This window comes from Verrucomicrobiaceae bacterium (assembly GCA_016713035.1).
In the GTDB taxonomy this organism is placed as follows: Bacteria; Verrucomicrobiota; Verrucomicrobiia; order Verrucomicrobiales; family Verrucomicrobiaceae; genus Prosthecobacter.
The window spans coordinates 24367-48777 of sequence record JADJPW010000006.1 but is presented as its reverse complement, the minus strand read 5'-3'; the positions used below and the strand labels follow the sequence as shown (position 1 = coordinate 48777).

The following is a 24411-nucleotide window of genomic DNA, read 5'->3' as shown; positions in this document are numbered from 1 at the left end:
GGGACGATCAGAGGCGCAGTTTGCGACCTGCAGCAGCGTCTTCAAAGAAGGAGTTGCTCATGAGGTAGCCGCGATCTGGATTAGGCAATGGGCCGTCGTCGATGGTAGGCAGAGTCTTGCCGATGGTGGCATCCTCTGGGTGCGAAGGGCTGATGATGAGCGGGGTGCCGACCTGGGTCATGGAGAAGATCTTGCGGGCGGTATTCATCGGCAGGCGGATGCAGCCGTGGGTGCAAGGATAAGGCTTCACAAAACCCCAGTGGAGGCCGTAGGCGGACTTCCACTCCTGCCAGTAGGCCATAGGATAGCCAGCGTCGGGATTGCTGACGCGGCGCTTCTGCGCCTGCTTGAACTGGATGCGGTAGCTACCCTGGCCAGTGCTGCCGCCAGTGCCGACAGAGCACGGAGAGGCGAGGAGGACTTTATTCCCTTCGGTGACATAGATGCGGCCCGCGCCGGTGCTGACCTTCACCTTCACATTGCTGATGCTGGAAGGCTTTGTCATGGGCGGATCGAAGTCATGTCCGTACATGGTGCCACCTTTTTTGACGGCAGCACAGCTACTGAGCGCCAAAGCGGCGGCGGCGAGAGTGAGGGAGCGGAGGATGATGGAAGGATGCAATTTCATGGCGGCGAGCTTCTAGCGGTAGAGAGCAAAGAGTTCAAGAAGCAAAGAGTAAGGAGACTATCGGGGGCATGGAGGTGCAAAACCTGTCACCAGAGTGGTTTTCGTGCTTGCGGCAGGATGCGATGTTTTGATACTGGCCGCCCTTCCGCCCCGGCGGACATCTCCCCCGCCCCCAAACCGCCCCTATGAGCAAACCCGTGCGCCAGCCCGATGAAGAATCCTCCTTCGAGGATGCGATGCAGCGCCTGAATGAAATCATCTCAGCGATGGAGGATGACCGCATGCCGCTGGCAGAGATGATCCAGAGCTACTCCGAGGGCATGCAGCTACTGAAAGTCTGCCGCCAGCATATCGAGGTGGCACGCCACCGCGTGGAGCTGATCTCTGCGGATTTAGATGCCGGAAAGGCCACGACACGGCCCTTTGGAGGAGATTCCGCCGACGAAACACCCGACGCGGATGAAGCCAGCCCCCGCCAATCTCCACCGAAGCGCCGCAAAACGGCGACAGACGAGGAAATCCGCCTTTTTTGACCTATCGCTCCTATTTATCTGACACGCCGCCCTTAGCCCTCTGCTCCCTGCTACTCATCCTGTGGAAACCGACATCCCCGCCATTCACTCTCCTGCCGATCTCAAAGCGCTGCCAGTAGAGCTCCTGCCTACCCTCGCTGAAAAAATCCGCCGCACGCTCATCGCGACCCTCAGCGAAACGGGCGGCCATCTCGGACCGAATCTGGGCGTGGTGGAGCTCTCCATCGCCATGCACCGGGTGTTTAACACGCCTAAGGACCGCTTCGTCTTCGACGTCGCTCACCAGGCCTACGTCCATAAGATGCTCACAGGCCGCTGGGACAAGATCGGCACCATCCGCCAATACGAAGGCCTCAATGGCTTCTGCCTCCGCACTGAGAGCGAGCACGACTGCTATGGCGCAGGCCACGCCGGCACCGCCCTGGGTGCCGCGCTCGGCATGGCCACAGCACGCGATCTCAATGGCACCGATGAGCACGTCGTCTGCGTCGCGGGTGATGCAGCCTTCACCTGCGGCCCCGTGTTTGAGGCGATGAACAACGTCGCCGCGCACACCAAAAAGCTCATCATCGTGCTCAATGACAACGAGTGGTCCATTGATCGCAATGTCGGAGCCATCGCGAAATACTTCACCAGCATCGCCACACACCCTGGATTCGCCAATTTGCACCAAAAGGCCGCCAAGTTCGTCGAATTCATCCTCGGCCAAGATGCCCTCAAACTCGCCAAAAAGGCTGAGGACCACGCCAAAGGCATGATCCTGCCTCAGAGCTCCACTCCGGCGAATCGCAGCCTGCTTTTTGACGAATTCGGCATCCGCTACTACGGCCCCATCGACGGGCACAACATCCCGCTGCTCATCCAGACCTTTGAATTCCTCAAAACCCAGGACGAGCCCGTCATCCTCCACATCATCACGGAAAAAGGCAAAGGCTACAAACCCGCCCTCGAAGATCCGGGTAAATTCCACGGCCTGGGCAAATACAACATCGAGACCGGCGAGACACCCGTGCTCAACAAGCCCACCTACAGCCAGGTCTATGCACGCACCGTCACCGACTTTGCCAAAGAAGACAAAAAAATCGTTGCCATCACCGGCGCAATGCCCGGCGGCACCGGCTTGAGTGTCTTTAAGAAAGAAATCCCCGAGCGCTACTTCGACGTCGGCATCGCAGAGGAGCACGCGGCCCTCTTTGCCTGCGGTATGGCCACCAGTGGTCTGAAGCCCTTCCTCACCATCTACTCCACCTTCATGCAGCGTGCCTTTGACATGATCGTGCATGACATGGCCCTGCAAAAACTCCCCGTCCGCCTCTGCATGGACCGCGGCGGCCTCAGCGGTGACGACGGCCCCACTCACCACGGACTATTCGACATCGCCTACCTACGCGGCGTGCCAGACCTCATCCACATGCAGCCCCGCCATGAGGATGAATTCGTCGATATGCTCTGGACCATGGCGAACTACAACAAAGGCCCCATCGCCATCCGCTACCCGCGTGGCAACGGTCCAGGCATCAGCCCGAAGGAAAAGCCCCAACTCCTCGAAATCGGCAAAGCCGAAGTCGTCGCCGATGGCAGCGACGTGGCCCTCATCGCCCTCGGCGACATGTTCCCCGTCGCAGAGGCTGCCAAAGCCGTCCTAGAGGCCAAAGGACTCTCCGTCGCCCTCATCAACCCACGCTGGATCAAGCCGCTCGATGGTGCCTGCATCGAATCCTATGCCAAAAAGGTCAAAGTCGTCTGCACCCTCGAAGACCACGTCCTCATGAACGGCTTCGGCTGTGGCGTCATCGAGCACCTCAGCAGCGCCGGCATCCGCACACCCGTCGTGCGCATTGGTTGGCCAGATGAATTCGTCGAGCACGGCACCATCCCCATCCTCCGCAAAAAACACGGCCTCACCGCCGAAGACTGCGTCGCGAAGGTGCTCGCGGTGCTGGGCTAAGCCGAGGAGTTACTTGTTTGGCAATAGCTTTACTTCCTGCACGCCACCGCGGTTCAGGTCCACGAAGCCCTGCATCTTTTGCTCATTCCCGCTCGCGGGATCGGTCCATGCAAATTCACAATTCATGCGGGAACTGAGTAAATTCCGCAGTGTGGCGTGTCCTTCGGAGTCCGTCGTCGCACGGTGACCAGGAAGGGGCGTTTTGTAATAGTGCTGGTAGGCTTCCGAGTCCTCTGGCTCGTGCGAGCAGCTCCAGCGTCCGAGAGCACGATCCACCGTGCCTTTCGGCTCCGTCAGGATGCGCAGCTTCACCCCCGCCGCAGGTGTTCCGTCAGGCAGCAGCACCCGCAGCTTCTTTTCCAGCGAAAGACGAGTGCCGATCTCCACTTGCGCCTGCGCCTCTTCGCCTGTGAGTCGGATTCGAAAACTCGTGACGATATACTCGTTCTCCCCGGCGGTAATCCATCCATCCCCAAAGCCAAACAACTCCACCTGACCGCGTGGCAGGGACACAAAACGGAACGATCCATCCTTCTCCACCGGAGTCCAGGTGTGCCAGTGCATGCGCGGGATGGTTCCGCGGACGGCTTCACCCGATGACGGCAGCACTTCGAGAATCGGTGCCGCGATGATCCAGCCGTCCCCCGCATAGTTCGCAGGTAGGTTTTTCAGCCTGCCTTTTAGGCTCACGCCAGGGGTGAGGCTGACTTGGCGATCCTCACTGCGTAGCGCAGAAGAAAAATGCCGCGTTCCATCCGTCTTCATCGCTCGTATGGCAAAGAGTCCTGATGTGCCCACTTGCAATTCTCCGCTGAGTTGCCCGTGCACAGGCACCGGAGCCTCAGGCAGGGTCCAACCCGCTCCACCTGCGGTCCAAGAGGCATAATCCGCTGCACGCATCAGATTCACGTCCATCTTTTTGACCTGGGGTGTTGAGAGAGGTTTCACCTTTGGAGTGGAGGGAGAGAATTCAAAATCCGCTGCCTTTAAAGTGAAGTTCCCCAGGTGCATTCGTGATAACTTTTGATCCGCCTCCAGTCTGAAACGCATCGTCAGACCTTCATCCGGTGCGGAGCGAAGCTGCGGCGAAGTCGGTGAAACAGATATGCGCAGGCGGTAATCTCCTGGCTCTAGCGGTGCCGAAGTGAAATTCCCCCGCGTGCTGCCTGTCCAGCGTGTGTGGCTGCGATTGTCGCTCTCGTCCTCGGGCCTGATGCTCACCGTCATTTTGTAGTCGGCATTTTTTAGTTGTAGCCCCTCAGGCAGATCGATCCGGCCAGTTACCTGCCGAGTCTGTGGCCCTGGCGGTGATCGTGACGATTCCGGCCTCATGTGTAGGTCCAGCTCACGTGATTCTCCTTCTCCCAGCAAAATGTGGCGGTAGCCGGAAATCTTTTCATTCACCCAGAAAGCGCATTTCCCACCGTATGGCAGACAGCGCCCAAATACATAGCGCCCCTGCGAATCCGTGACCGTTTCTATGGTATTGGATAAACCGAAGGAAAACTGCGCTTCTTCGGTTCTCTCGTGGTTCATCTCCATCATCTTCAGTTTCGCATTTGGCACTGCTCGGCCCTTTTCATCGTATAAAATGCCGTGCAGTTTGTTCCAGCGTACGAGCTTGAGCGTGCCGCCTGCCTTCCAGTCCTGAAAGCGCACGGCTTTTGACACGCCGAGTAAGGGATCGACGGCCAGCAGCCACTCATCACGGCCTTTGTCGAGCAAGGCAGTCCCGTGAAAGCGCCCGTGCTCGTCCGTCACTGGCACACCGGTCCAGATGTTGTTCAACCAGTGCTTTTCTTTTGAAGAAAAGCTGTCATCTCCCAGAAATGTAAACCGATTCGTCAGCACCATCCATGCGCCCTTCACCGGCTTCCCTTCCGAATCCACTACGATGCCGCTGAGAGCATCGTAGGGCTCCAAAACGATGTGCGTGTTGATGTTATCTTCTACCCAATTCAACTTCGTGGCTGAATAGGCCATCCCCGGTGCATCGACGATGATCTGAATCGTTTTTGGAGCAGAACTCCAACTTGCCACGCGAAAGGTGCCCTGATCATCTGTCACCGCCTGCCGAGCCGCCGTTCTGCGGTAATCAGCCAGCATGTTCTTCCGAAGTGCATCTGTGAGAGTATAATCTCTCACCACGAAGACTTGGGCACCTTTGATCGGTTTTCCATCTACCTTGCTCGTCACCTTGCCTGTGAGCCAGGAATTGGCGGTTTGAAGAATAATCAGATGCTCCTGAACCAGCTCACTGTTAAATTTCTCTATCTTGACGCCCTTCGGCTGTAGGTGGAGTTCGTGTTCTGCAAACAACCTGTAGAGGTGCGGAGCAGGCACGTCTTCAAAGACAAAACGGCCTTCGGCATCGCTCAGAACGGGCTCCACTTTGATGAATTTGGAGACATCAGCCCTGATCATCTCCGCATCAGAGAGGTTGCACTTAGCACCGGGGATCGGTTTTTGGTTTTCATTCACGACTCGGCCAGTGATTCGCACGGTGCCTGGTTTGGGTGCTGCGGGTATCTTCGGCTCCGTTTTCACAGTGGGCGGCATTTTTTCGCTCTCCTGTGCCGGAGCACGGGTGAGGCCACTGACCGCTAAAACCATGAAAAGCGCCATGCCCGCTGCCCAGCGAGCACGATGATCGCGAGCTTGGTCCATCAGGTTTTCGATCCGCTTGCGGAGGTCTGTTTTGCCCTCTGCGATGCCCATATTCAAGCCTGAACCCATCCATAGCAGCCAGCCTGTTGCCGTATGGTTCGCCAAGCGCAGCAGCAACTCCCCAAACTGGTGCGTCTGATGGGCATCCCCACCGCAGAGAGCACGGGCATCCGCTGCTTGCTCCGCCTCTAGGCGCAGGCAGCGCATGGACACCCAGACGAGCGGATTAAACCAATGCAGCGCGGTGATGACCGTCGCCGCGAGTTGCGCCCAGATGTCCCCGCGCCGCAAATGCGCCAGCTCATGCATAAACACCAAGTGCAGGGCCTCCAAATCTGCTTCCACTGCCAGATCACGTGGGAGCAGAACGACGGACCGCCAAAGCCCCGCGACCGCAGGTGTGCGAACCGCATCCGTCAACATCAGGCGCGGCCTACGCCGCAAACCCGCAACCACACACGCATGCGCAAAAGCTTCCTCCACCTCCGGTCGAGCGATCTCCGCCTGCCGCAGCCGGAGTAGGAACCTCAAATGCATGCCAAAAACCGTCCCCAACATACCCAGCACCCCACATAGCCAAAACACACTCATCCACTGCCAAAGCGACCACGGCAGCTCTACGACTTCTGGGGCCACATCCGTCTGCGCAGCCAGATCTGGCAGTATTTCTTGCCCAACTGGCTCATCCGTCACTTCGCGGGGCATTTCAGCTACAGGCTCCGTGCGCTCTGTTTCTGGAAAAATCGCCACTTGGGGCACTGCGGGTGCTTCCTCTGCACGATTCAGTGAAAAACGACTCTCTCCGAGGTCTGGCACCACAAAGCGTAGTAGCACCAAAAGCCACAGCGCATGCCGCCACGCTGGTGCCACACGCCTACGAAACAGCCACAGCAAAAGAAGAGCTGCCAGCGCCAACAGGGAGCCTTTCCATGAGAGCAGCAGCAGCGCACGTAGTGAAGACTCTAGCGTTTCGAGCATCGTATTCATCGTGTGAGGTCATGATTGGGGTTTGATCTGATCCAGCAGGGCTCGCAGTTCAGCGACATCCTTTTGGGTGAGTGTTTGCTGCTCCACCACATGTGCCACCAGTGGCTGGAGAGCACCGCCGAAGAGCCGATCCAGGAAACTCCGTGTTTCCTCCGCCACACAGGCTGAGCGCTCGATCAGCGGTGAAAATAAGAAGCGATTCCCCCTCCGGCTCCGTGCCTACTGCTCCCTTTGCGGTTAATCTGGAGAGCAGCGTCATCACGGTCGCACGCTTCCACCCGCGCTGCACCTCCAGCTCCCCAGCAATGTCCTGTGATGTCCGTGGGGATCGTTCCCATAGCAGCTCCATGACCTGCCACTCCGCCTCCGTGATGGCGATGGACTCTTCCTCGGGCTTTTTGGCAGGTCGTGAACGGCTCATGTTTACGAATGTAAACACAACTGATTACAGGTGTAAACAGTTAATTTCGATCAAGCCTCACAGAGGCCATGTTGGCCCATCCCGCCTACCCGCTTGCTTCCTTGACGGCAGGCCCCGACCTGCGCTTTACTTGGACTCTCATGCTCGAAGTCCACTCCCTTGCCCATATCGTCGCCCGAAAGGGCAAAGAGCCGCTCCATGTGCTGGAGCAGGTCAGCTTCACGATTCCTGGTGGGCACTTGCTCGCGGTGATCGGGCCGACGGCCAGTGGCAAAACCACGCTCCTGCGCATCATCGCCGGACTCGATGAGGCAGAAAGTGGTAGCATCACGCTGAAGGGCCGCGATTTGATCAAAAAGCCGCTCCTCCCCAATGAGCTCGGCTGGGTGCCTGCGCAGGATGACTCCCTGCACGAAAGCCTCACCATCCGGGAAAACCTGATGAGTGCGCTCATGCTACGCGGCGCGGCACTGACCAAGGAGCAGATCGTTTCCAAGGTCTCACACATCCTGGTCGTCGTGGGACTGGAAAACATCGCCAGTGAGCGTGTCAGCACGCTGGCACTGGCCCAGCGGCGGCGCTTGAAGCTTGGGCTGGCCCTAGTGGCAGATCCGATCGTGGTTTTGTGCGATGATTTCACTGCCGGGCTCGATGTGCGCTCGGAGCGTGAGATGGAGGCACTGCTGAAGCTCGCCGCGAATGATCAGGCTGGCCGCATCATCATCCACGCCACGGACAGCCTGTCGAACCTCGCTGCTTATGACACCACCGTCGTGCTGCATGAGGGCTATGTGGCCTACCACGGCCCCGCAAAGGCCCTCCCGCACTACTTCACCGTGCCGACCTATGATGAGGTCTATACACGCCTCTCCAAGCGCCCCGCACAGCGCTGGGGTGACTCCTGGATGCGGCACCGTGACTCCTACTACGCGGCCTTCAAGCTAGGCCTCACGGCCGAGGAACTGGCTGCTGCGGAGGAGGAAAATGGCGACACCGAGCAAACCATCCTGGTAAAACAAAAAGCAGCAGAAGCCTCCGAACCAAAAGAAGAAAAGCCCACCGAGACCGACGCCCGGCCCGTCCTGCGCCTACCCGGTCTCTTTGCCCAGGCGAAGCACCTCATCCTACGCCGATGGACGCTGCTGCGCCGCACACGGCGTGAGTGGATGGTACACCTCGCCTTGCTAGTCGGTGCCCCCGTGGTGGTCTGGCTCCTCGCGCAGCCCTCTTTGCCACATCTGAAAGCGCTAGCTACAGCGACCGATGACTCCGCACGGCTCCCCGCCGCGCACACGACTGCGGCGATCTACGCGGTACAAATCCTCCTCATCATGTTCATGGCACTGCGGCTCGGAGCGCGGGAGATCGCCGCACGGCGGCCCACCATCGACCGCGAGCTGATCAGCGGCGTGCGCCGTGGTGCGGTACTGCTCTCTGCGCTGGTTTTTGTGCTCCCCATCATCCTGCTCCAGAGCTTTTGGATGGGCATCTTCCTGGAAATGGTCACCGGTGGGCTCCCTGGCAATGGCGGGCTGCGCTTGCTCCTGCCAGCACTCACGGGCGTGGCCTTTACCGCGATCTGCCTCGGCATCTCTGCAAACAGCCGCGCCGCCGAGCGTGCGCATAGCCTCTGCCTCACGGTCCTCTGTGCCAATGTGCTCTTCTGCGGCGCCATCCTGGGCCTGCCGCGCATGCTGGGGCATCTGGTGCATCCCTTCATCACCGCACACTACGGCTGGTCCGGCATCCTGGACAGCCTGCATGATGATCCGCTCTTTCCAGCCATCACCACGCTGATCAAGACTTGGTTCGCCACACCCTCCATCTCCATGATCATGCTTGGGGTGCATTTCCTGCTGGGGCTGGTCCTGGTCGTCATCGGGCTGCGCCGCCGTGGGGTGTGAGGCAGGGAGCAATCTCCCCCGCAGGTGAAAAAGCTCTTGCCAGATCGCGGTGCCGCCCTCAGAGTCGGCCTCGTTCGCACTTCTCCTGGATGGAGATGCGGGCACTGGTGTTCCACCGGCAGGTTTGCCGCTGTTTTATTGACCTGAGCGTCACTGAAACGTCCTGCGCATTTTCCCCCATGCGCATGTGCATTCCTCCTGGAGGCATCGCGGCTAGGCCGCTTCTTCGTTTTCTCCTTCCCCCTCAAATCCCGCAGGCACGCGGCAGATACGCCCTCATGGCTATTTCCCGCGCCGCTTTGAACTCACCGACAAACGCACCCCCCAATGGCTGGCCACAATAAATGGTCCAAGATCAAGCGCACCAAGGCGGTCATCGACGCCAAGCGCGGCAACGTCTTTAGCAAGCTCGCCAAAGAAATCACCCTCGCCGCAAAATCCGGCGGCGGCAGCCCTGACATGAATGCCCGCCTGCGCAGCGCCATCAATGCCGCCAAGGCCGTCAACATGCCCAATGACAACATCGACCGCGCTGTCAAAAAAGGCACCGGAGAGCTGGCCAGCGCCGCGCTGGAAGAAATCCTCTACGAAGCCTACGGCCCCGGCGGCGTCGCCATGATGATCGAAATCGTCACCGATAATCGCAACCGCAGCGCCAACGACATCCGCGCCCTCCTTTCCAAAAACAACGGCACCTTCGCAGACAGCGGCAGCGTCGCCTACATGTTCCTGCGCCGCGGAGAAGTCCGCCTCGATAAATCTGCCGCCACAGAGGACCAGCTCATCGAGCATGCTCTCGAAGCTGGAGCCGATGACATCCAGGACGAAGGCGACGACTGGGTCGTTTACACCCCCACGGACAAGCTCTTTCAGGTCTCCAACGTGCTGCGTGACAAAAACATCACTTCCCGAAGCCAGAAGCTCATCTACCAACCGCAGACCACCGTCACCATCACCGATGCAGCCACTGCCAAGTCGCTCATCCATCTCTACGACTTGCTCGACGAATACGACGACTCCCAAAACGTCCACGCCAATTTTGAAATCGACGACTCCATCGCAGATCAGCTCGACTAAAGCCCCTTTCCCCAACAAAACCATGCCCGAAGAAGACACCCAGGCCGCCGCTGAAGCCGAAACCAAGCCCAAGCGCAAACCCGCCGCCAAAAAAGCCGCTGTGAAGAAACCAGTGGCCAAAAAGGCAGCGGCCAAAAAAGCCCCCTCCAAGGCCCCTGCACCTGCTCCCGTCGCTGCTCCGGCTCCTGTCGCTGCTCCTGAGCCCGAAAAGGCTCCAAAAGCCCCCAAGGCACCCGCAGCCAAAAAAGCTGCTCCACGGAAGAAAAAGGCCCCCACTGCAGAAATCTCTCCCGAGCTGCCACTGGAAGAAAAAACGCCCGCTCCGGCCCCAGCAGCCCAGATCGAAGCACCAGTCGTCATCGAGGCACCAGCGCCCGCTCCTGCCGTGCAGGCTGAGGCACCAGCTCCAGCACCTGCGCCCGCTCCGGCCCAAAATCAGGACTCAGCCGCCCCCAATCAGGAAGCGCAGCCCCGCCCCATGACCTCTCATGAGAAGCGGAAATCCAAATTCGAGCGTTGGAAAGAAAAACAGCGCCAGCGTGCCCTGGAGCGCCAGCAAGCCCGTCAGAACGGCCAAGGAGGCAACGGCAGCAATGGCCAATACCAAAACAACGGCTCCAATCCACAAAACCGTGATCGCGACCGCGACAGGGATCGTGACCGCAATCAAGACAACGAGCCACAACCAGCCAAAGAAATCGAACTGGGCCCACCAGAGCCCGCAAACGGCATTTTGGAGCTCAATCCGAAAGGCTACGGCAATCTGCGCCAGCGTGATCGTGCCTATGCACAGCACCCGCAGGACTGCTGGGTCAGTCAGGACATGATCCGCCAGTTCGGCCTGCGTGAGGGCATGCACATCGTCGGCGTCCAGCGCAAAGGCCCACGCGGCCCGCAGCTCACCGAGATGACCGAGGTCAATAACCGCGCCCCAGAGGCCATGCGCGACCTCCCGCTCTTTGAGGAGCTCAAAGCCATCAATCCGAACAAGCGCATCCAGCTGGAGACCAATAAAGACCGCCTCACCACTCGCATCATCGACATGCTCACGCCCGTCGGACGCGGCCAGCGTGGCCTCATCGTCGCCCCACCGCGTGCTGGCAAGACCACGCTGCTCCAGCACATCGCCGAAGCCGTCACCACCAATCATCCCGGCATGCACCTCATGGTCTTGCTCGTCGATGAGCGGCCAGAAGAAGTCACCGAATTCAAGCGTGCGCTTCCGAACGCAGAAATCTTCGCCAGCAGCAACGACCAAGACGTCAAAAGCCACACCCGCATCGCCCAGTTCGCCATAGAGCGAGCAAAGCGCCTCGTCGAGTGCGGGGAGCATGTCTTCATGCTCATGGACAGCATCACCCGCATGGCCCGCGCCTTCAACAACACCTCCAAGACCAACGCCACCATGTCCGGTGGTGTCGGCGTCGGAGCGCTGGAGATCCCGCGTCGCCTTTTCGCCGCTGCACGCAATACCCGCACCGCAGGCAGTCTCACCATCCTGGCCACCGCCCTCATCGAGACTGGCAGCAAAATGGATGAGCTCATCTTCCTGGAATTCAAAGGCACTGGAAACATGGAGCTCGTGCTCGACCGCAAAATCGCCGAGCAATTCTACTACCCAGCCGTGAACATCTTCAAATCCGGCACCCGGCGTGAAGAGCTGCTCATGCAGTCCTTCCAGCTCGATAAAGTACACATGCTCCGCCGCGGACTCGCCGGGTCGAAGCCCATCGATGCCATCCAGCGCATTCTCACGCTGACCGAGCGCTACCCGAGCAATGCGCAGATGCTCGTCGATCTGCCCAGCAAGCCGATGTGAGGCCAGCCACCTCACACACCGCGACAAATCACAACGCACACCGATCATTGCCAGCACGCAAACGCTGCACTAGTGTGTAAGCCATGCGGAAACACGCCCCTCTTTTCCTGCCACTTGCGCTGCTCATCGGCATCATCCTCGCTGCATGCGGGACGCCTCATGATGCCGCACGCATCCGCCGCTGGGAGGCACGCTTCAGCGATGCAGATCTGCGTCAAAACATCTCGCCAGATCAGCTTCTCGCCGAGTGCCAGGTCAAAATCGACCTCATCCCCCCAGGCACCGTAGGCAGGCGCTACTTCCGCCCGATGAATGTGCGCTACATCACCATCCACAGCACACAGAACTACTCGGGGGATGCCTACAATCACGCCACGGCCCTCAAGCGCGGTGCCCTCCGTGCGACACGCCGCCCCGGTGGGAACCGCATCGGCTTCCTCACCTGGCACTTCACCGTGCAGGACAACATCGCCATCCAGCACCTCCCCTGCCGCGAGCAGGGTGAGCACGCCGACTTCGATGGCCCTGGGAACAACTACAGCATCGGCATCGAAATGTGCGAGCACCGTGGCAATGACCTCGCCACCACCATTGACCGCACCGCACGCCTCGCGGCCTATCTGATGCGTGCTTACAACATCCCACTCAGCCACGTCGTCCCACACTATCACTGGCCGCGTGCGGGCCAAAATCCCGCGCACAAAGACTGCCCCCACTTCCTCCTCGACCATGGTCGCCCAGGTGCCACCTGGAACTGGTTCAAAGGCCGCGTCCACATGCACTTCAATCGCCTCAACGGCACCCCTGCCACACCGCTCGGTTGAGCTGACTCTGCCCCCATGCTGCGCCTCCTTTGCCTCCTACTGCTGAGCACGCCCGTCATCGCGGAAGAAGGCACCACTCCATCGAAAAGCGAGCGCATCGCCATCCTCGCCGACACGCGGATCAAGGAAAGCAGCGGACTCGCACGCAGCCTGCGGCATGAAGGCATCTTTTGGACGCACAACGACTCCGGTGGTGAGCCCTGCCTATTTGCCATCGACCTCCAGGGCCGCACCCGCGCCAAAGTCCGCCTCCGCGAGGCTGTGAACTTCGACTGGGAAGACATGACCTCCGGTTACGATGAAGCAAAGCGCCCCACCCTCTTCATCGGCGACATCGGCGATAATCTCCTCATCCGCCGCAGCATCCAGATCTACCACATCCCAGAGCCAGACATCTCCCCCGCAGGCCAGCCCGTCACCGAGACCACCGTGGAGTCCCACCATTGGCATGCCACCTACCCTGGTGGCGCACAAAATGCTGAGTCTTTACTCTTTCACCCTCAGACCCACCGCATCCACATCCTCACCAAAAGTGATGACGGCAAAAGCACCCTCTACGCCTTCCCAGAAAAAATCCCCACTAGCCAAAAAGAGCCCATCATGCTCGAAAAAATCACCGATTTGCTCTTCCCCGGCCAGCCGCACACCGGCAAGCGAGTCATCGACGACCGCATGTGTACCGCCGCAGACTTTTCACCCGATAGCCGCCACCTCATCGTCAGCACCTACAGCAGCCTCTACGAGTGGACTTTATCGCCGGGAAAGAGCCTCGCAGAGTCCCTTGCTGAAAAACCCATCCGCATCGTCCCAGATCTCCTCCGCCAGCTCGAAGCTGTCTGCTACGACGCGGACAGCCGCACGCTCTGGCTCACCAGCGAGCACCTCCCCACACCGCTCATCAAAGTCAGCCGCTGATCCCCATGTCCTCACTCCACGGTAGCAGCATCCTCATCATGGGCGGCACGACAGGCCTCGGGCTCTCCGCCGCGCATAAACTCATCGCCGCCGGTGCCCGCGTCATCGTCACCAGCCGCTCGCAGGAGAACGTGGACGCCGCACTCGCAGCGCTCGGCCCTCAGGCACGGGGATTCGCAGCAGATGCCTCCACACCCGAGGCAGCGGAAGAGGGTGTACGCCTCGCCGTAGAGCACTTTGGCAGGCTCGATGCCCTCTACCATGTCGCTGGAGGCAGTGGACGCCGGCACGGAGATGGTCCTCTGCATGAAATGACCGATGCAGGCCTCCGCTACACCCTCGATCTCAATTTAAACTCCGTCATTTACTCCAATCGGGCCGCGATCCGGCAATTCCTCCTCCAGGGCAGCGGCGGTGTGATCCTGAATATGGCCAGCGTGCTCGCCTGGTCGCCCTCTCCCGCATTCTTCGCCTCGCATGCCTATGCAGCAGCAAAAGCAGGCATCATCGGCTTTAGCAAAAGCATCGCCGCCTACTACGCGGCTCAAAACATCCGCGTCAACGTCATCGCCCCAGCCTTGGTCGAGACCCCCATGTCCCAGCGAGCCGTCTCGGACAGCGAGATCATGCGCTTCATCTCCACCAAGCAACCGCTCGATGGCGGGCGTGTCGGCCACCCACAGGACTGTGATGCCGCCGCACTGCTGCTGCTCTCCGCAGGATCGAGCTTCATCACCGGCCAAGTCCTCGCCGTCGATGGCGGCTGGACAGTCAGCGAAGGGCAGCTCGATCACCCCGCCGCCGCCCAGTCAGCATCATGACGCCCCCACACTCCGGGGAGCAAGCCGCCCAGCCACCAGGATGCCCAAAAAATCTGCGAGCAGGTCCCTCCAGTCGCAGTTGCGGCCAGGAATCCAGTGCTGACTAGCCTCCTCCAGCGCTACCAGCACGAAAATGACCCAGGAGCCCGTCCAGAGCGCCATGGAGCCCACCTGCCACTGCCGCCAGCCCAGCGCATCATTCGCACACCACGCCAGACCACCCATCAGGGCAAAATGGCCTATTTTATCCACCCCCCAGTCCATCTGCATCCGGTAGAACCACAGCGGAAAAGACCGCGTATCTGCCAGATAGACGATGTAGCCCACCAAAATGAATAAAAGCAGCAAAGGAAGCCAGCGGGGCATAAGTAGAGAAAATGGGCCGCAGGCATACAACAGCTCCCCAGCCACGCAAACCCCTCTCTTCCCCCAAAAAACTCTCTACATCGCTCTCACAGAAAAAAGCTAGCTCTCAGAGCGCATCCACCTACTCTCGCAGCGCCCCCAGATGCCTACCGAATTCGACTTTCAATACGCCATGGAGAATACCCGCGTCCTCCACGAGCCGGACCGCCGCATCGACACCTTTGGCAGCACGCAGTTCCAGTTCCAGCTCATCACCGAGCCGATGGACAGCGTGGGAGTCGTCCGTGTGCGAGAAGGCAAAATCGTCGCAGAAAAGCCCCTCATCCTCCGCCCCGACATGGAGCGTGACTTTGGCTTTGAAGGCTGGAGCCCCGAGGCAGAGGCCTTTGGCGAATTCCTGCGTCAGAACATCGACAAGCTCGCCTTCCTCAAATACGGCTTCAATTTCCGCAAAACCGACATCCAGGAGCAACTCGTCCACGAAGGCATGGAGGAAGTCTGCGGCAAGCTCAAAGCAGAAGCCCGCGCCAATGGCAACCCCGCACTCGCCATCATCCACGGCGTGGATGACACCTGGGAAATCTGCCTCCTCAAATTCACCGTCGAGATGATCGAAAAATCCGCCAAGATCAACATCTTCGACTTCAAGCGTCGCGGCCTCATCGGCTGAATCTAAAATCAGAAATCTAAAATCTAAAATTAGATGGCCCGCGCTCAGTTCAAGCTCCTGCTCTTTCTCATCGTGACAGGCCTCTTTGCAGGAGTCCTCGCCAGCGGATGGTGGCTCTACAAAAACATCTACCTCAATGAGCAACGCGTCGAACAAGAGCTCGCCTCCATGAAGGGCAAAGACCGCCCCCGCATCGACCCCGGCGCACGCCGCTTCGATGCCGCCATCGACCTCATCCGTGGTGACAGCCTCGTCCCCGGACGTGACGCCCTCTACGCCCTCATCAAGCAATTCCCCGAGTCTCCCACCTGCGAAGAAGCTCGCCGCATCATCGGCGAGATCAACATGGACCAGCTCTTCTCCCCCGCATACACCGCCGGGAAAAAAGAATACATCGTGCAGCCCGGTGACAACCTCGGTCGCATCGCCGACAAGCACCTAACCAACGTGGACTTCATCGTCCGCCTGAACGGCCTCATGAGCACCACCCTCCAGCCAGGAGACCGGCTCATGGTCGCCCCCGTGGACTTCAATCTCGGCATCGTCATCGGTAAAAAGCAGCTCATCCTCTTCCGCGTCGTCGATGGGCAGAGTTACCCCTTTAAATTCTACACCGCGCAGGATGTCCAGCTTCCCTCAAGCATGAAACTGCCAGCCACCTTCGAGGTCGGCACCAAATCCGCCCAGCTCGATGGGAAAGCCATCCCCAGCACCGATCCACGCTACTTACAGGCCGACAAATGGGTACCCGCCCACCGCCCGAACGCCACCGGCAGCAGCTTCTCCCTCCGTGTGCCGCTACCACCCAAACCAGAGCCAGCTCCACAGCCCCCCTCCGTGGCCCCCAATGCCCCAGCACCAGCCCCCGTCCCTGCTCCACCACCCGAGACCGGCATCTTCCTCGCCCGCGCCGACCTAGAGGAAATCTATTCCCTGCTTCGCAAAGGCTCGAAGATCGACGTTGCGCGGTGAGCCATCCCAAATCAGGAATCAAAAATCTAAAATTAGGAATCTTTTATGAAACAGCTCCTCGAATTCGAAAAACCCATCCAGAAGCTCCGCGACGAAATCGACACCGTGAAGGAAAAGCTCGCTGCCAAGCCCAGTGACAAGCTCACTAGCCAAGTCGCCGACCTGGAGGCCAAGCTCGACAAGCTCCAGCGCGAAACCCACGCCAATCTCAATCCCTGGCAGCGTGTGCAGATCAGCCGCCACCTCAATCGCCCCTTCATGCTCGATTACGTGAAGCACATCTGCGATGAATTCGTCGAGCTCCACGGCGACCGCCACATCGGCGACGACAATGCCATGCCCGCAGGCTTTGCCACCATCGGCGGACAGCGAGTCGCCATCCTCGGCCATCAAAAAGGCCGCGATACCAAAGAAAACCTCCTGCGGAATTTCGGCAGCGCCCATCCAGAGGGCTACCGCAAAGCTCTCCGCGTCATGCGCATGGCAGAAAAATTCGGCCTACCCATCATCACCCTCATCGACACCCCTGGTGCCTTCCCAGGCATCGGCGCAGAGGAGCGCAACATCGCCGAAGCCATCGCCTTCAACCTCCGAGAGATGATGACCATCAAGACCCCCATCATCGCCATCGTCATCGGTGAAGGCGGCAGTGGCGGCGCACTCGGCATCGGCATCGCAGACCGTGTCCTCATGATGGAGAACGCCTACTACTCCGTCATCAGCCCAGAAGGCTGCGCCGCTATCCTCTGGAAAGACCGCAAGCACGCCCCAGAGGCCGCCACCGCGCTCAAACTCAGCGCCCCAGACCTCAAAGAGCTCGGCATCATCGACGGCGTCATCCCAGAGCCCCTCGGTGGCGCACACAATGACCCCGCAGCTGCCGCTGAGGCACTGAAAAGCGCCATTCTCGCCTCCATCACGGAACTTTCCAAATTGAAGACCCCGCAGCTCCTCGAAGGCCGCTACCAGAAATTCCGCGCCCTCGGTCAGTTCACCGAGAATTAGGCCCCGTGCAGGTTGAATCCCCCTCTAGCCTGCGCTTCCATCCCCTCCCCCTCCTTTCGTCATCTCAAAAAACACCACTTTCTCATGAACTACGACCTCATCGTCATCGGCGGCGGACCGGCGGGCTACGTCGGCGCCATTCGCGCAACCCAACTCGGCAAAAAAGTCGCCTGCGTCGAAAACGACCGCGCTGGCGGCACCTGCCTCAACTGGGGCTGCATCCCCACCAAAGCCCTTCTCAAAAACGCCGAGCTTTATCACACCCTCACCCACCGCGCAGAGGAGTTCGGTCTCAAGATCGGCAGCATCGAATACGATTGGTCCAAAGTCATCGGCCGCAGCCGTGGCGTCAGCGACAAGCTCAACAAAGGCATCGAATTCCTCTTCAAGAAGAACAAGGTCGATTACCTCAAAGGCACCGCCAGCATCCCCGCCGCTGGCAAAGTGGAAGTCACCGCCGCAGATGGCAAACATGAGACCCATGACGCCGCGAACATCCTCATCGCCACCGGCGCCAAAAGCCGCGACATGCCAGGATTTCCCTTCAATGGCAAAACCGTCATCGGCAGCAAAGAAGCCATGACTTTGGAAAAACAGCCCAAAAGCATCATCGTCATCGGCGCAGGCGCTATCGGCATCGAATTCGCCTATTTCTTCAACGCCTACGGCACCAAGGTCACCGTCGTCGAAATGCTCCCAGACATCCTTCCCGTCGAAGACACCGAAGTGAGCAAAACCCTGGAAAAAAGCCTCACCAAGGCCGGAATCCGCATTTTGACCAACACCAAGGTCAGCAAGACCAGCGAAGACGGCAAAGGCGTCAAAATCACCGTCGAAGGTGCCGCCAATGAAACACTCGAAGCAGACATCTGCCTCGTCGCCATCGGCGTGAAGCCCGTCTTGCCCGCAGGCATCGACTTGAAGCTCACCGAGCGCGGCTGGCTCCAAACCGACGACCGCTATCAGACCAGCGTCAAAGGCATCTACGGCGCGGGTGACATCATCGGGCCGCCCTGGCTCGCCCACGTCGCCAGCTACGAAGCCGTGCAGGCCGTCGAAGGCATGTTCACCAAGCATAAGCCCAAAAAAGTCGGCGTCTTCCCCGGCTGCACCTACTGCCACCCGCAGGTCGCCAGCATCGGCCTCACCGAGCGTGCCGCGAAGGAAAAAGGCCTCAAATTCAAGATCGGCAAATTCCCCTACCAGGCCAGCGGCAAAGCACTCGCCGCTGGCGAGCCCGAAGGCTTCGTCAAAATCATCTACGGCGAGCCCCACGGTGAAATCATCGGTGCCCACATCATCGGCAGCGAGAGCACCGAGATGATCGCCGAAATCGGCCTCGCCATGAACCTAGAAGCCACCTGGGACGAGATCGAAGCCACCATCCACGCCCACCCCACCCTGAGCGAGATGGTCAAAGAAGCCACCGAAGTGGCCAAAGGGCATCCGATTCATGTGTAACCGCTAACACTTTCACAAATGACCACGCCGAGCAGCCCGTTGGAAATCTTCCAATCGGCTGCTCGGACTGTTTTGGGCCGCCTTGCCTGTTGAATTGTCATTGCGGTGGCTCGCGTTTCCCTTTGTGCTCGTGGCGTGGCAGGCTTGGATCCTCGAAGTATCTGCACGTTGACTTTCAGTTCTATTATTGATCACCTCTCCCGCATGATCGCCGCCTACAATCGCTCCAAAATCATCCGTGGCGTCTTTTGCCTACTGGGTAGCCTTGTGTGCTATGTGCTAGCGTGGTTGTTCTTCCGATACGCCACCGCACTGGTGCTCGATTCCTTCGGTTATTCGACCGAATGGGCGATCTGGCTCGGCGTTATCGGATTGCTTGGCATCACTTGGAGTGGTTTTCACACTTGGAAGCGTGGACAAGGCTTTCAGAGTTATTTGGATTCAGCCTTTTTCATGAGCCTTCCTCGCTGGACGGGCCCAGCAGCTGGCGAAATCATTGATTCGCAAACACACAGGATCAATGCCCCAGCCTATGTGCTCAGCCAGATCTTCCTGGGTGGGCCTTTGTTCGCCTTGAGAGGTTACCGTCACTTCCAGCAGCTTCTCCCCAGCGAGACGGGATTGGAGCAAAAGCTTCATTCCACGCTCGGCATCCTCCGGCAGGCGAACAAATGGCAGTCCATCAACGACTATCCGGGGCAGGAACGTGAGATTCTGATGCTCGCCCAGATGAAACACATCGATTTCAGCGCTCACAAGGGCACTCCTCGATTCAAAGCACCGACACCCGATGGAGTTTGATTTCGATCTTCGGCGTCTTTTGCTCCTGGCATTGCTGCTGGGCGGCTTTGCGTTTTTTGGTGGCTTTCGGGCACCAAACGTCCCCGCGAATGGATTCCACTCCGCCGCACGCGTCAACAAGGCCTGGAGCTACTGCGTGGTCTTGTTCATTGCTGGAGCTGTCTCCGCAACACTCATCGAGCATACGGTCGGCTACATGGACCCCACCAATCTCCGGCCCGCTTACATCCTTCTCGGAGTGCTGTTGATGGCGGCGGGTGTTTTCTGGCTTCATTCGCTCAAGAAGTCAGTCGAGAAACAGGAGAAAGAGGCAATCACTTGGAACATCGACACTCACTGCCTATGCCACTCGATGATTTGATCAATGGCGCGGACCTTGCCGAGATGGTGATCGGCGGCTGGCGCTATGTGTTCAGCCGGAGCTTCCGACTGAAAAAGCACCGTGAATGGCGAGAGCCGGGTGGAGGGGTTGCAGATGTTCTTCGAAGTCGCCTTCGGCATCGCAGGCCTCGTCCTCTCAAGCGGACTTTTGGTCCTGCTGGCCATGTGGTGCTGGTCCAAGATGCCTTGGTGACAAGCTCGAGAGCAACTCGAAGGCTTGATGCCCGTGTAACCGTAAATACAGCGTCTCTGTTTTGACTTGGCTATATCTTTATCGGACTCGTCGGAATCTTCATGGGCTGGCTTGCTCTGGAGGCTGAAAAACGGCGCGGAATCACACCGCTCCCCACCCATCACAGCCACTCGGCGATGGCGGAGATGACTTCCTCGCGTTGGGCTTCACTGAGTTCGCCGTAGATCGGGATGCTCAGCACTTCAGCAGCGAGTTGGTGGCTCACATCGCAGCCCTGGCGGCTGCTGGATGGCAGATTGGCAAAGCATTGCTGCTGATCCAGCGTGACCGGGTAGTAGATGTCACAGCCGATTTTCTTCGCCACCAGATGATCGCGCAAGGAATCACGCCTACCGCCGAGGACACGCAGGGTGAATTGATTCCAGATGTGTGTGTTGTGGCTGTAACTGGTGGGCAGCACCAGCTTGGCATTTTGTGCGGCTAGAGCGGCGTTTTGCGCAGCAGCGCATTTGCAGTGGGCAGGATCTGCGGAGACCACGCCGGGGAGCTTTGAGAGCGCTGCCGTGTAGTGCGCGGCATTGCGCTGGCGATCAGCGGTGTATTGGGCGTAGCGCTTCACTTTCACGCTCAGGAGGGCGCATTGCAGCGTGTCCATGCGGAAATTGCCGCCTACGTAGTGATGATAGTACTTGGGCTTGCTGCCATGCACCCGCAGCACACGGGCGAACTCCGCGAGCTCATCGTCGCTCGTCACCAGCATGCCGCCGTCACCGAAACCGCCCAGGTTTTTGCTGGGGAAGAAGCTGTACGTGCCAAAGTGGCCCATGGTGCCGCTTTGACGGCCTTTGTAGGCTGCGCCGATGGACTGCGCTGCGTCCTCGACGACTTTCAGGCCATGCTCCTGGGCGAGGGCGAGGATGGGGTCCATGTCAGCGCATTGGCCAAAGAGATGCACTGGGATGAGAGCCTTTGTTTTGGCGGTGATTTTTGCCCGTGCATCATTCACATCCATGTTGAAGCAGATCGGGCAAATGTCCGTGAAGACCGGCACGGCCCCCAGGCGGGAGACGGCACCTGCGGTGGCAAAAAAGGTGAATGCAGGGCACAGCACCTCATCCCCAGGCCGGATGTCCAGCGCCATGAGCGCCAGCAGCAGCGCATCCGTGCCGGAGGAGACGGCGAGAGCGTGCTTCGCCCCCGTCATGGTGGCGATTTCTTTTTCAAAAGTCTCCATCTCCGGCCCCATGATGAAGCGGCCATGCTTCAGCACCTGGGTAAAGGCAGCCTGGAGTTCAGATTCGAGCGGGTGGTTCTGGGCGTTGACGTCGAGGAGTGGGACCATGGGGATACAGGTCATGGATGTAATGACGAATGACAAAGGTGCCAGCGATTCCTTGATCGAGCTCACTTGCCCGCTAGTAAGCCGCCACCATGAAATACAGCTACTCCGACCTCTCCAAAATGATCGACCATAGCCTGCTGCATCCGACGATGACAGATGCTGACCTGGAGGCTGGGTGCAAACTCGCCGCGCAATACCAAGCAGCCTCCGTCTGCATCAAACCCTACGCCGTGAAGCAAGCCGTGGCGTGGCTACAAGGCAGCGGCGTGCTCGTCGGCTGCGTGATCGGCTTCCCCCATGGCAATAGCACATCGGAATCCAAGCGCTATGAGACCGAGCTCGCCTGCAAAGACGGCGCAGCAGAGATCGACATGGTCATCAATATCGGCAAGGCACTCAGCGGCGACTGGGACTACGTGGAGGCAGATGTGAAAGTCGTCTGCGATGAAGCGCATCGCCACGGTGCGAAGGTGAAGGTGATTTTTGAAAACGACTACCTCACCCAGGGTGGCGCGGGCCTCAGCAGTGATGATTTCAAGCGCAAGCTCTGCCAGCTCTGCGAGCGTGCAGGTGCAGACTGGGTGAAAACCAGCACCGGCTACGGCTTTGTGAAGCAAGCGGATGGCAGCTACAATTACAAAGGAGCTACGGAGCACGATTTGGCGCTTATGCGGGCCAGTTGTGGCCCCCAGGTGCAAGTGAAGGCCGCTGGTGGTGTGCGTGATCTCGATGGTCTCATCCGCGTGCGTGAGCTGGGTGGCACCCGCTGCGGTGCCACAGCCACCGCTGCCATGATGGATGACTATCGCCGCCGTGAGGCCGCAGGCTCTCTCGATGGCGCAGGTGGCAAAATCGGCGCAGGTGGCTATTGAGGCCTCCCGCTCACTTTAGCGGCCAATACATCGGCACCATCACCAGAACGACGAGCAGCATCACCGCCGTCAATCCGCCTCCCACTTTGATAAAGTCGGAAAACCGGTATTTCCCCGGTCCATAGACCAAAATGCAACTCGGCTCAAAAGGCGTCAGCACGCTCACAGAGGCACTCAGCATGATCCCGATGGCAAAGGTGCGCTGATTCGCCCCCAGAGCAGCCGCAGTTTGGAGCGCCACCGGCAGCACGACCAGCGCGGCTGCCGCATTCGACATCGGCTGTGTCAGCAAAACCGTGAGAAGGCAAAAACCCGCAAAAACAGCATACACGCCATAAGCCTGCATGCTCTTGGTGATCCCCGTGGCGATCATATCCGCCGCACCAGAGCTACGCATCGCCTCCCCAAAGGCCATCATGCCGCCGATGAGGATCAGCAGCCGCCAGTCGATGTTCCCATAGGCTGTGTCCAGCCTGATGCAGCGCATGAAGACCGCCGCCAGCGCCACCACGACAAAGGCGATCGTCTCCGGCACTCGCTCTGGCCAAAGGGTGCTGGTGAGCACCGCCAGCACGAAAAAGGCCAGCAATAAGAAGCCTCTGCGCCGCAACTCCGCGCTGAACTGATGCCGGTCCATCATCACCATCTCACCGGATTCCTCATAGCCACGGAAGCTCTCTGGCGGCCCCTGTAGCAGCAGCAAATCACCAGCTTGCAGCTCCTCATCGGCCATGTGATGCATCACACTGCTATCTCCACGCATCAGCGCCAGCACCGAGAGCCCCGTGCGCTGGCGGAAGCCGCTCTCACGCACCGATTTGCCCACGAGGCTGCTTTTCGGGGTGAGGATCACCTCTGCGACCTGCGCATTCTTGCGTGCCACACCCGAGCTGCGTAGATTCGCATCTTCCAGGATGTCGATGCCCTCGATTTTTTTCACCTTCATGAGGTTATGCACCTTGCCGGCCACCAGCACCACATCCCCCTCCTGGAAGCGATCATGAGCCCCAGCCTCCAATGTGAGGCCTTTACGGCGGATTTTCAGCACCTGGAACTCCAGTGCAGAAAAATCTGAGTCAAAGGCCCGCTGCCCGATCAGCGGTGAATCCGCCAGGATCACCACCTCCGCCAAATATTGACGAAGGACATCGCCTTCCCCTGATGCTGCGCGATCACGCTCTGGCACCATCCTTGAACCAATAAAGACCATGTAAAGAATGCCTGAGACCACGATCACCAGGCCGATTTCTGAGAACTCAAACATGGTTAGCGGCTTCATGCCCAGCTTTGTCATGGCACCGCTCACCGCGACATTCGTGGAGGTGCCGATGAGCGTGCAGGTGCCGCCTAGGATGGAGGCAAAAGCCAGCGGCATCAGCAGCCGAGAGGGAGCCAGCCCTACCTTCCGCGCCAGACCGATCACCGGCCCTAAAAACACCGCCGTCACGGTGGTGTTATTCATGAAAGCGGAGATGGCCGCCACCACCGCCATGAGCACCGCCATCATCCAGCGCGGGCGGCCACTGCCTACGCTGCTAGCGAGCACACTCCCTAGTGAATCGAGCACGCCCGTCTCCCTCAGCGCCGCACCGATGACAAAGATGGATGCCAGCAGGATGATCACCCGGTCACCAAAGCCGCCGAAGGCCTGATCCACCCGCAGCACCCCCGTCAGCACTAGGGCGCAGAGCATCACCAGCGTGACCAGATCCACGGATATTTTTTCCGTAGCAAAGGCGACGACGGCGAAGACTAAGAGACCAATGACGATCCAGGCTGCATCCATACGGGAGTGAGTAAGGGA

The 24411-nt window shown here is 59.3% G+C and carries 20 protein-coding genes and 1 pseudogene; 15 read left to right on the top strand and 6 right to left on the bottom strand.

Annotated elements, in window-relative coordinates; all coding sequences use genetic code 11:
• Window positions 1-7: 7 nt before the first annotated feature.
• Window positions 8-628, bottom strand: coding sequence for a L,D-transpeptidase family protein (locus IPK32_17260; protein MBK8093670.1), 621 nt, complete (start codon window positions 626-628; stop codon window positions 8-10).
• 185 nt (window positions 629-813) lie between these two features.
• Here IPK32_17260 and xseB point away from each other — a divergent pair, with 185 nt between their 5' ends.
• On the top strand, window positions 814-1161 hold the full coding sequence (gene xseB / locus IPK32_17255; GenBank protein ID MBK8093669.1) for an exodeoxyribonuclease VII small subunit: 348 nt from the start codon (window positions 814-816) through the stop codon (window positions 1159-1161).
• 61 nt (window positions 1162-1222) lie between these two features.
• Window positions 1223-3109 carry a 1-deoxy-D-xylulose-5-phosphate synthase gene (locus IPK32_17250; GenBank protein ID MBK8093668.1) on the top strand — a complete coding sequence of 629 codons (1887 nt, stop codon included), beginning with the start codon at window positions 1223-1225 and terminating at the stop codon, window positions 3107-3109.
• A gap of 9 nt (window positions 3110-3118) precedes the next feature.
• Here the strand turns inward: IPK32_17250 and IPK32_17245 are convergent, their stop codons facing one another.
• A complete protein-coding gene (locus IPK32_17245; GenBank protein MBK8093667.1) occupies window positions 3119-6763 on the bottom strand; it encodes a hypothetical protein in 3645 nt (1214 codons plus the stop codon).
• 9 nt (window positions 6764-6772) lie between these two features.
• Window positions 6773-7184: pseudogene (locus IPK32_17240) on the bottom strand (BlaI/MecI/CopY family transcriptional regulator).
• 140 nt (window positions 7185-7324) lie between these two features.
• Here IPK32_17240 and IPK32_17235 point away from each other — a divergent pair.
• The 6 genes from IPK32_17235 (at window position 7325) to IPK32_17210 (ending at window position 14544) form a co-directional block, all read left to right on the top strand.
• Window positions 7325-9088, top strand: a complete 1764-nt coding sequence (locus IPK32_17235; GenBank protein MBK8093666.1) for an ATP-binding cassette domain-containing protein — start codon at window positions 7325-7327, stop codon at window positions 9086-9088.
• A gap of 327 nt (window positions 9089-9415) precedes the next feature.
• Entirely contained in the window at window positions 9416-10165 is a 750-nt protein-coding gene (locus tag IPK32_17230) for a YebC/PmpR family DNA-binding transcriptional regulator (protein MBK8093665.1), read from the top strand.
• Between the two features lie 22 nt (window positions 10166-10187).
• Window positions 10188-11984: a transcription termination factor Rho gene (gene rho, locus IPK32_17225; GenBank protein ID MBK8093664.1), complete on the top strand. Its 1797-nt coding sequence runs from the start codon at window positions 10188-10190 to the stop codon at window positions 11982-11984.
• 83 nt (window positions 11985-12067) lie between these two features.
• Complete coding sequence (locus tag IPK32_17220; protein MBK8093663.1) at window positions 12068-12808, top strand: N-acetylmuramoyl-L-alanine amidase; 741 nt, start codon at window positions 12068-12070, stop codon at window positions 12806-12808.
• Window positions 12809-12823: 15 nt separating this feature from the next.
• Window positions 12824-13723, top strand: coding sequence for a hypothetical protein (locus IPK32_17215; GenBank protein MBK8093662.1), 900 nt, complete (start codon window positions 12824-12826; stop codon window positions 13721-13723).
• A 5-nt stretch (window positions 13724-13728) separates the two neighbouring features.
• Window positions 13729-14544 (top strand): SDR family oxidoreductase, encoded by an 816-nt coding sequence (locus IPK32_17210; GenBank protein ID MBK8093661.1) that lies wholly within the window; start codon window positions 13729-13731, stop codon window positions 14542-14544.
• Here the strand turns inward: IPK32_17210 and vanZ are convergent.
• On the bottom strand, window positions 14539-14910 hold the full coding sequence (gene vanZ, locus IPK32_17205; protein MBK8093660.1) for a VanZ family protein: 372 nt from the start codon (window positions 14908-14910) through the stop codon (window positions 14539-14541). The genes IPK32_17210 and vanZ overlap by 6 nt on opposite strands.
• Before the next feature lie 142 nt (window positions 14911-15052).
• On the opposite strand from vanZ, the gene IPK32_17200 reads away from it, so the two are divergent.
• From IPK32_17200 to IPK32_17175, 6 genes are all read left to right on the top strand, one after another.
• Window positions 15053-15580, top strand: coding sequence for a hypothetical protein (locus IPK32_17200; GenBank protein MBK8093659.1), 528 nt, complete (start codon window positions 15053-15055; stop codon window positions 15578-15580).
• Between the two features lie 33 nt (window positions 15581-15613).
• On the top strand, window positions 15614-16552 hold the full coding sequence (locus tag IPK32_17195) for a LysM peptidoglycan-binding domain-containing protein (protein ID MBK8093658.1): 939 nt from the start codon (window positions 15614-15616) through the stop codon (window positions 16550-16552).
• Window positions 16553-16597: 45 nt separating this feature from the next.
• Entirely contained in the window at window positions 16598-17557 is a 960-nt protein-coding gene (locus IPK32_17190) for an acetyl-CoA carboxylase carboxyltransferase subunit alpha (protein MBK8093657.1), read from the top strand.
• An 84-nt stretch (window positions 17558-17641) separates the two neighbouring features.
• Window positions 17642-19018 carry a dihydrolipoyl dehydrogenase gene (lpdA, locus tag IPK32_17185; protein MBK8093656.1) on the top strand — a complete coding sequence of 459 codons (1377 nt, stop codon included), beginning with the start codon at window positions 17642-17644 and terminating at the stop codon, window positions 19016-19018.
• A 204-nt stretch (window positions 19019-19222) separates the two neighbouring features.
• Complete coding sequence (locus tag IPK32_17180; protein ID MBK8093655.1) at window positions 19223-19819, top strand: hypothetical protein; 597 nt, start codon at window positions 19223-19225, stop codon at window positions 19817-19819.
• Window positions 19820-19838: 19 nt separating this feature from the next.
• The gene (locus IPK32_17175; GenBank protein ID MBK8093654.1) at window positions 19839-20180 is read left to right on the top strand and encodes a hypothetical protein; all 342 of its coding nucleotides are present in this window, start codon (window positions 19839-19841) and stop codon (window positions 20178-20180) included.
• Between the two features lie 373 nt (window positions 20181-20553).
• Here IPK32_17175 and IPK32_17170 read toward each other — a convergent pair whose 3' ends face one another.
• Window positions 20554-21750, bottom strand: a complete 1197-nt coding sequence (locus IPK32_17170) for a DegT/DnrJ/EryC1/StrS family aminotransferase (GenBank protein ID MBK8093653.1) — start codon at window positions 21748-21750, stop codon at window positions 20554-20556.
• Between the two features lie 74 nt (window positions 21751-21824).
• On the opposite strand from IPK32_17170, the gene deoC reads away from it, so the two are divergent.
• Window positions 21825-22607 carry a deoxyribose-phosphate aldolase gene (gene deoC / locus IPK32_17165; GenBank protein MBK8093652.1) on the top strand — a complete coding sequence of 261 codons (783 nt, stop codon included), beginning with the start codon at window positions 21825-21827 and terminating at the stop codon, window positions 22605-22607.
• A 10-nt stretch (window positions 22608-22617) separates the two neighbouring features.
• Here the strand turns inward: deoC and IPK32_17160 are convergent, their stop codons facing one another.
• Window positions 22618-24393 (bottom strand): SLC13 family permease, encoded by a 1776-nt coding sequence (locus tag IPK32_17160; protein ID MBK8093651.1) that lies wholly within the window; start codon window positions 24391-24393, stop codon window positions 22618-22620.
• Window positions 24394-24411 lie beyond the last annotated feature (18 nt).

Bases quoted from the DNA above. Each gene is read 5' to 3' on its own strand.
- vanZ (MBK8093660.1), bottom strand. From the start codon at position 14,910: ATGCCCCGCTGGCTTCCTTTGCTGCTTTTATTCATTTTGGTGGGCTAC.
- xseB (MBK8093669.1), top strand. From the start codon at position 814: ATGAGCAAACCCGTGCGCCAGCCCGATGAAGAATCCTCCTTCGAGGAT.
- IPK32_17245 (MBK8093667.1), bottom strand. From the start codon at position 6,763: ATGAATACGATGCTCGAAACGCTAGAGTCTTCACTACGTGCGCTGCTG.
- rho (MBK8093664.1), top strand. From the start codon at position 10,188: ATGCCCGAAGAAGACACCCAGGCCGCCGCTGAAGCCGAAACCAAGCCC.
- IPK32_17190 (MBK8093657.1), top strand. From the start codon at position 16,598: ATGAAACAGCTCCTCGAATTCGAAAAACCCATCCAGAAGCTCCGCGAC.
- IPK32_17235 (MBK8093666.1), top strand. From the start codon at position 7,325: ATGCTCGAAGTCCACTCCCTTGCCCATATCGTCGCCCGAAAGGGCAAA.
- IPK32_17260 (MBK8093670.1), bottom strand. From the start codon at position 628: ATGAAATTGCATCCTTCCATCATCCTCCGCTCCCTCACTCTCGCCGCC.
- IPK32_17180 (MBK8093655.1), top strand. From the start codon at position 19,223: ATGATCGCCGCCTACAATCGCTCCAAAATCATCCGTGGCGTCTTTTGC.
- IPK32_17220 (MBK8093663.1), top strand. From the start codon at position 12,068: ATGCGGAAACACGCCCCTCTTTTCCTGCCACTTGCGCTGCTCATCGGC.
- IPK32_17170 (MBK8093653.1), bottom strand. From the start codon at position 21,750: ATGACCTGTATCCCCATGGTCCCACTCCTCGACGTCAACGCCCAGAAC.
- IPK32_17200 (MBK8093659.1), top strand. From the start codon at position 15,053: ATGCCTACCGAATTCGACTTTCAATACGCCATGGAGAATACCCGCGTC.
- IPK32_17230 (MBK8093665.1), top strand. From the start codon at position 9,416: ATGGCTGGCCACAATAAATGGTCCAAGATCAAGCGCACCAAGGCGGTC.
- IPK32_17215 (MBK8093662.1), top strand. From the start codon at position 12,824: ATGCTGCGCCTCCTTTGCCTCCTACTGCTGAGCACGCCCGTCATCGCG.
- deoC (MBK8093652.1), top strand. From the start codon at position 21,825: ATGAAATACAGCTACTCCGACCTCTCCAAAATGATCGACCATAGCCTG.
- IPK32_17160 (MBK8093651.1), bottom strand. From the start codon at position 24,393: ATGGATGCAGCCTGGATCGTCATTGGTCTCTTAGTCTTCGCCGTCGTC.
- lpdA (MBK8093656.1), top strand. From the start codon at position 17,642: ATGAACTACGACCTCATCGTCATCGGCGGCGGACCGGCGGGCTACGTC.
- IPK32_17210 (MBK8093661.1), top strand. From the start codon at position 13,729: ATGTCCTCACTCCACGGTAGCAGCATCCTCATCATGGGCGGCACGACA.
- IPK32_17195 (MBK8093658.1), top strand. From the start codon at position 15,614: ATGGCCCGCGCTCAGTTCAAGCTCCTGCTCTTTCTCATCGTGACAGGC.